General features: G+C 67.5%; 4 protein-coding genes. 2 read left to right on the top strand and 2 right to left on the bottom strand.

Annotation, left to right across the window (positions count from 1 at the left end; translation table 11 throughout):
- The coding region (locus QZY06_RS18305) for a DUF3418 domain-containing protein (RefSeq protein WP_295686765.1) at window positions 1–1257 on the top strand (1257 nt) is incomplete at its 5' end.
- Between the two features lie 6 nt (window positions 1258–1263).
- Here the strand turns inward: QZY06_RS18305 and QZY06_RS18300 are convergent.
- Window positions 1264–2769, bottom strand: coding sequence for a hypothetical protein (locus tag QZY06_RS18300; RefSeq protein WP_295686762.1), 1506 nt, complete (start codon window positions 2767–2769; stop codon window positions 1264–1266).
- Window positions 2770–2853: 84 nt separating this feature from the next.
- Window positions 2854–3558 (bottom strand): hypothetical protein, encoded by a 705-nt coding sequence (locus QZY06_RS18295; RefSeq protein ID WP_295686759.1) that lies wholly within the window; start codon window positions 3556–3558, stop codon window positions 2854–2856.
- Between the two features lie 133 nt (window positions 3559–3691).
- Between QZY06_RS18295 and QZY06_RS18290 the strand changes: the two genes are divergently transcribed.
- Window positions 3692–4104: hypothetical protein (locus tag QZY06_RS18290; RefSeq protein ID WP_295686758.1), on the top strand; the 413-nt coding region annotated here is incomplete at its 3' end.

Here is a 4104-nt window from a genome sequence, read left to right as displayed (position 1 = left end):
TACTCGCACGATCCCGGTGCCGATGCCGATGGCGTCACTTTCGAGATTCCGATCGCCCAGTTGTTCACCTTGCCGGCCGCGCGTTTCGACTGGCTGGTGCCGGGCCTGCTGCCGGCGAAGATCGAAGCGCTGATCCGTTCGCTGCCGATGAACCTGCGCCGCCTGTGCACGCCGGCCGCCGAGTACGCGAACGCGATCGCCAATGCGGCGAATCCGGCCGGCGGCGAGCTGCTGGACGCGGTCTGCGCACGCTTCAAGGACATGAACGGCGTACTGCTGAAGCCGGAGGATTTCGCGCCAGCCAAGCTTGAAGCGCATCTGAAGCCGCGGCTGGTGCTGGTCGGGGCTGATGGCAAGGCGATGGGCGAAGCGGAATCCCTGCTTGCCTTGCAGCAGCGCTTCGGCGGTGCCGCCAGAACGGAACTGAGCAAGCGCGCCGAGACCAGCCCGGAAGCCAAGCGCTGGACCCGCGAGGTGGTGCTCGACTGGGATTTCGGCGCCATGCCGGCGTTCATCGAAGTCGCTGGCGCACGGGCTTATCCGGCGCTGGTCAGCGCCAACGAGCGCATCGGGCTCAAGCTGTTCGAGTCCGCCGAGGCTGCCAGCCAGGCGCATGCCGCTGGTACTCAGGCGCTGCTGCTGGCACGGGTTGCCGATCGCCTGAAGGATCTCGCCAGAACCGCGCGCAGCAGGCTCGGCATCTCACTGGCACAGACCGGCCTGAGCGCCGAGCAACTGGCGTTGCAGGTGGCTGAACGTGCCGCGCGCAGTTACTGGAATCCCGCCGCGATCCGCGATGAAGCCGCATTTCACGCGGCACTCGCGAAGCGCGGCGAGTTCGGCCGCGAAGCGGTCAAGCGGCTCGAAGAAGTCTGCGCCTGGCTGCTGGTCGGCATGGAGCTGCGCAAGAAGCTCGATGCGATCGCCAAGCCTTGGCCGGATGCCAACACCGATCTGCGCAATCAGCTGCAGACGATGTTCGCGCCAGGCTTCATCGACGCCATTCCGGACGACATCTGGCCGCGCATCGGCGTCTATCTGAAAGCCGCGACGATTCGCGCCGAGCGCCTGCCGCACAAGCCGCAGCGCGATCTCGACATGCTCAAGCAGGTGCGCGCCGTCGCCACGCAGCTGAAGGGCCCGTTCCATCCGGCTCGCTGGCTGATCGAGGAATGGCGCATCGCGCTGTTCGCTCAGGAGCTGAAAGCGCTCGGTTCGCCGAGCGCCTTGAAGATCCAGGCCGCAGTCGCGCAATAGCGACTTTCAGCGGGTGGTCTTGCCCGGTGCGACGAACAGCGAATTCAGCCGATCGGCATCGTCGAAATACGTCTGGCCCGTGGCCGCGACCGGCACACGACCCAGCACGTGCAGCGCGCCAGGCGCGGCCACCCGATCGCCGAGCACCGGAACCTGCTCGGTATCGCGGATGCCGGGAATGATGCCGCTGGTGTCGTAGAGGCTGCGGGTCTTGCCGTTGGCGGTGGCGAGCGTGAACACCTCTTCGTAGCGGCGTAGTTCGTAGGCGCTGCTGTCGCCCGAAGCCGCGACGGTGGCCAGCGGCACGACGCGCTGGAGCGCATGGCTGCCGGCGGCGATGCGCAGGGCGACGGGTCCCTTGATCGGCTCCGCTTGCGGGAACAGGGCGGCAGGCTCTGCATCCTTGCCGCTGGCCGGGCGACGCTTCAGCGGCTGGGCGGCAAACCACAGATGGTTGCGGCCGCTGGCGTTGACGCTTTCGTAGATCAGCGGCTCGGCCTGGCCATCGAGCGTGACGCGCCAGATCAGGCTGTCGAGCGCGCCTTCGTTGCCCTCGCGGCCGGCGAACCAGATGAAGTAGTTGATCTGCGTCAGCGGCACGTCGCCGAAGCGGGTGAAGGTGATCTGGTAGTGCATGCGCGGCTGCGCCGGGTCCACCGTCACTGCGTTGTCCTGCGCGATCGGCATGCCGGGCTGATCGCGGCTGCCAGCGGTTTCGATCCACAGCGCCGGTGCGTTGCGCTCGGCGAACGCGCGCCATTGCGAATCGACCAGCGCTGGCACTCCGAGTTCGTCGGGGATGGCACCGCCATAGCCCTTGGCGATCAGTGCCATGTCCTCGACCGGCTTCACGATCCAGAGCTTCAGCGGCGCCTTGGCATCGGCGGCCGGCAGTGGAGCGGCGAAACGCTTGAGGACCGCGGCATCCTGCGCGGCGATGGCCTTGCGCTGGGCATCCGTCAGCTTGGCGGGCGCTTGCCGGTAGTCACTGCCGGGAACGACCTGCTTGCGCAGGAAGGCCATGTTCTTTTCCTCGAACAGTTCGAGGTTGGCCAGGCCGCTGCCGCAGGACAGGAGGTCATAGCGCCAGGTGCCGATCTCCTCGCTCGACAGGCCGAGGTTCTGGTACTCGAACTCGCGGGCTTCCTGATCGAATTCGCGCATGCGTCGGGTCCAGCCGGCGACTTCGTCGAGCCCGCTGACCTTGTCCTTGAGCGAGGCGACGTAGCGATCGGTCCGCAAGTACGGGAACCCGGGAACCCGGTAGTAGCTGCCATCGCGAACGCCGGCGGCATCGATCCGCGCATCCATCTCGGCGTACTTCGCGCGGCAGTCCTTGTAGCCCTTGAGCATGCCCGTGAACATGCCCGGGTCAGTCGGAACCGGCAGCTTCGGCTCGGCGGCAGGCGTGGCCGGGGCGGCGACGGCAGCGCTGGCGAGACCCAGCATCAGCGCGGCGGCGAGCAGGCGAGTGGTCGAGCGGGACATCTGCTGCTTCAGCGCTTCAGGCATGTCTCGTCTCGCGGCAGGAATGGCCGCCATTGAATCCGCAGCCTCCTGCCCCGGCAACTGAGGGTTAACCCCCGAAGTTGCGGTTCAGTGCGCCAGCAGCGGCTGCGGATGACGCCGCCGGTGCCGGCGATTGAGCAGGACGATGGCGATCGTGGCGATGCTCAGCGGCCCGAACCAGGCGAGCAGCTGCGCGGTTTCCGCCTGCGCTTTCGGCAGCAGCCGCGACAGGCCGATGGCGAGGAATGCGATATGGGTGCCGACGCCATTGCCGATCATCGCGCCGTAATGCTCCTTCAACCACCAGCCGGCGTCCGGGCTGGCGCGACGCAGGTTGCGCCACATGCCGGCGCCGATGACCAGGCCGACCACCGGGAAGCCGATCAGCAGCGCATTGCCGGCGATCAGGCCGTAGCTCATCGCCGCCAGCGCCGTGGCCGGTAGCAGCACCGCGTAGATGCGGTAGCCGCCGCTGCGGAAGCCGGCGAAATCCTGCTTGTAGCGCACCGCGCGCGGCGCCACGAACACCGTGGTGGCGACCAGCACCACCAGATAGCTCAGGAATACGCCCTGGCCGGGATGTCCCTTGAGGAAGGACGACAAGGCCATCGGCAAGCCGGTGATCAGGATTGCCCGCATCGCCGCCAGGTAGACGCTGCCGGCTTTCACGTGCAGTCCGCCACGTCCTTTGCGGGCGAAGCCGGCGGTCCAGAACGCGATCAGCGCGATGACGCCGGCGGCAATGTGCAGCTTGACGATCAGCGCATAGGCCAGCAGGGCGAGGTCGATCATGGAAAATCTCCGGTTCGGTGGTGTGTGGCCATTGTCGAAGTCGGCCGCTGCTGCGCCCAGGTGAGAAAAGGCATGCGCCGGGGGTGAGAAAACTCACCTTGGCGCGCTGCCGCGGTACTGCGATGCTCGGCGGATGATCGATCCCGCGCCGCCCGCTGCCCGCTCGTCCTGGAACTCGCCGACGTCGCCGCTGAGTCTGGCGGCGTACATCACCTGGCTGGCGATTGCCGTCGATCCGCTGCGCGATCTGCTCAGCGAGCGGCTGGCGCTCGATGCGCGGACCTTGATCGGCGCCGCCGGCCTGGTGTTGCAGATCCTCCTGTTCGTGCGTCGCGCCAACACTGCGCCGCAGGGCGACGATGGCGCCGTGCGTCGGCTGGTGCTCACCCAGGCGGCTGCCGCACTGCTGGCGATCTGGGGCCTGCCGCAATCCGGCTCGATGGCGGTGCTGCTGATCCTGGTCGCTGCGCAGATGTTCGCGGTCTATCCGCTGCGCCCGGCGCTGTTGCTGACCCTGACCATCAATGCGGTGCTGGCGGTCCTGCT

Origin of the sequence: uncultured Nevskia sp. (genome assembly GCF_903885465.1) — a bacterium.
In the GTDB taxonomy this organism is placed as follows: domain Bacteria; phylum Pseudomonadota; class Gammaproteobacteria; order Nevskiales; family Nevskiaceae; genus Nevskia.
This window is presented reverse-complemented; position numbering and strand designations above follow the sequence as displayed.

What these genes read in the sequence shown, in the direction of transcription:
- QZY06_RS18300 (WP_295686762.1), bottom strand. Translation starts at nt 2,769, where the DNA reads ATGCCTGAAGCGCTGAAGCAGCAGATGTCCCGCTCGACCACTCGCCTG.
- QZY06_RS18295 (WP_295686759.1), bottom strand. Translation starts at nt 3,558, where the DNA reads ATGATCGACCTCGCCCTGCTGGCCTATGCGCTGATCGTCAAGCTGCAC.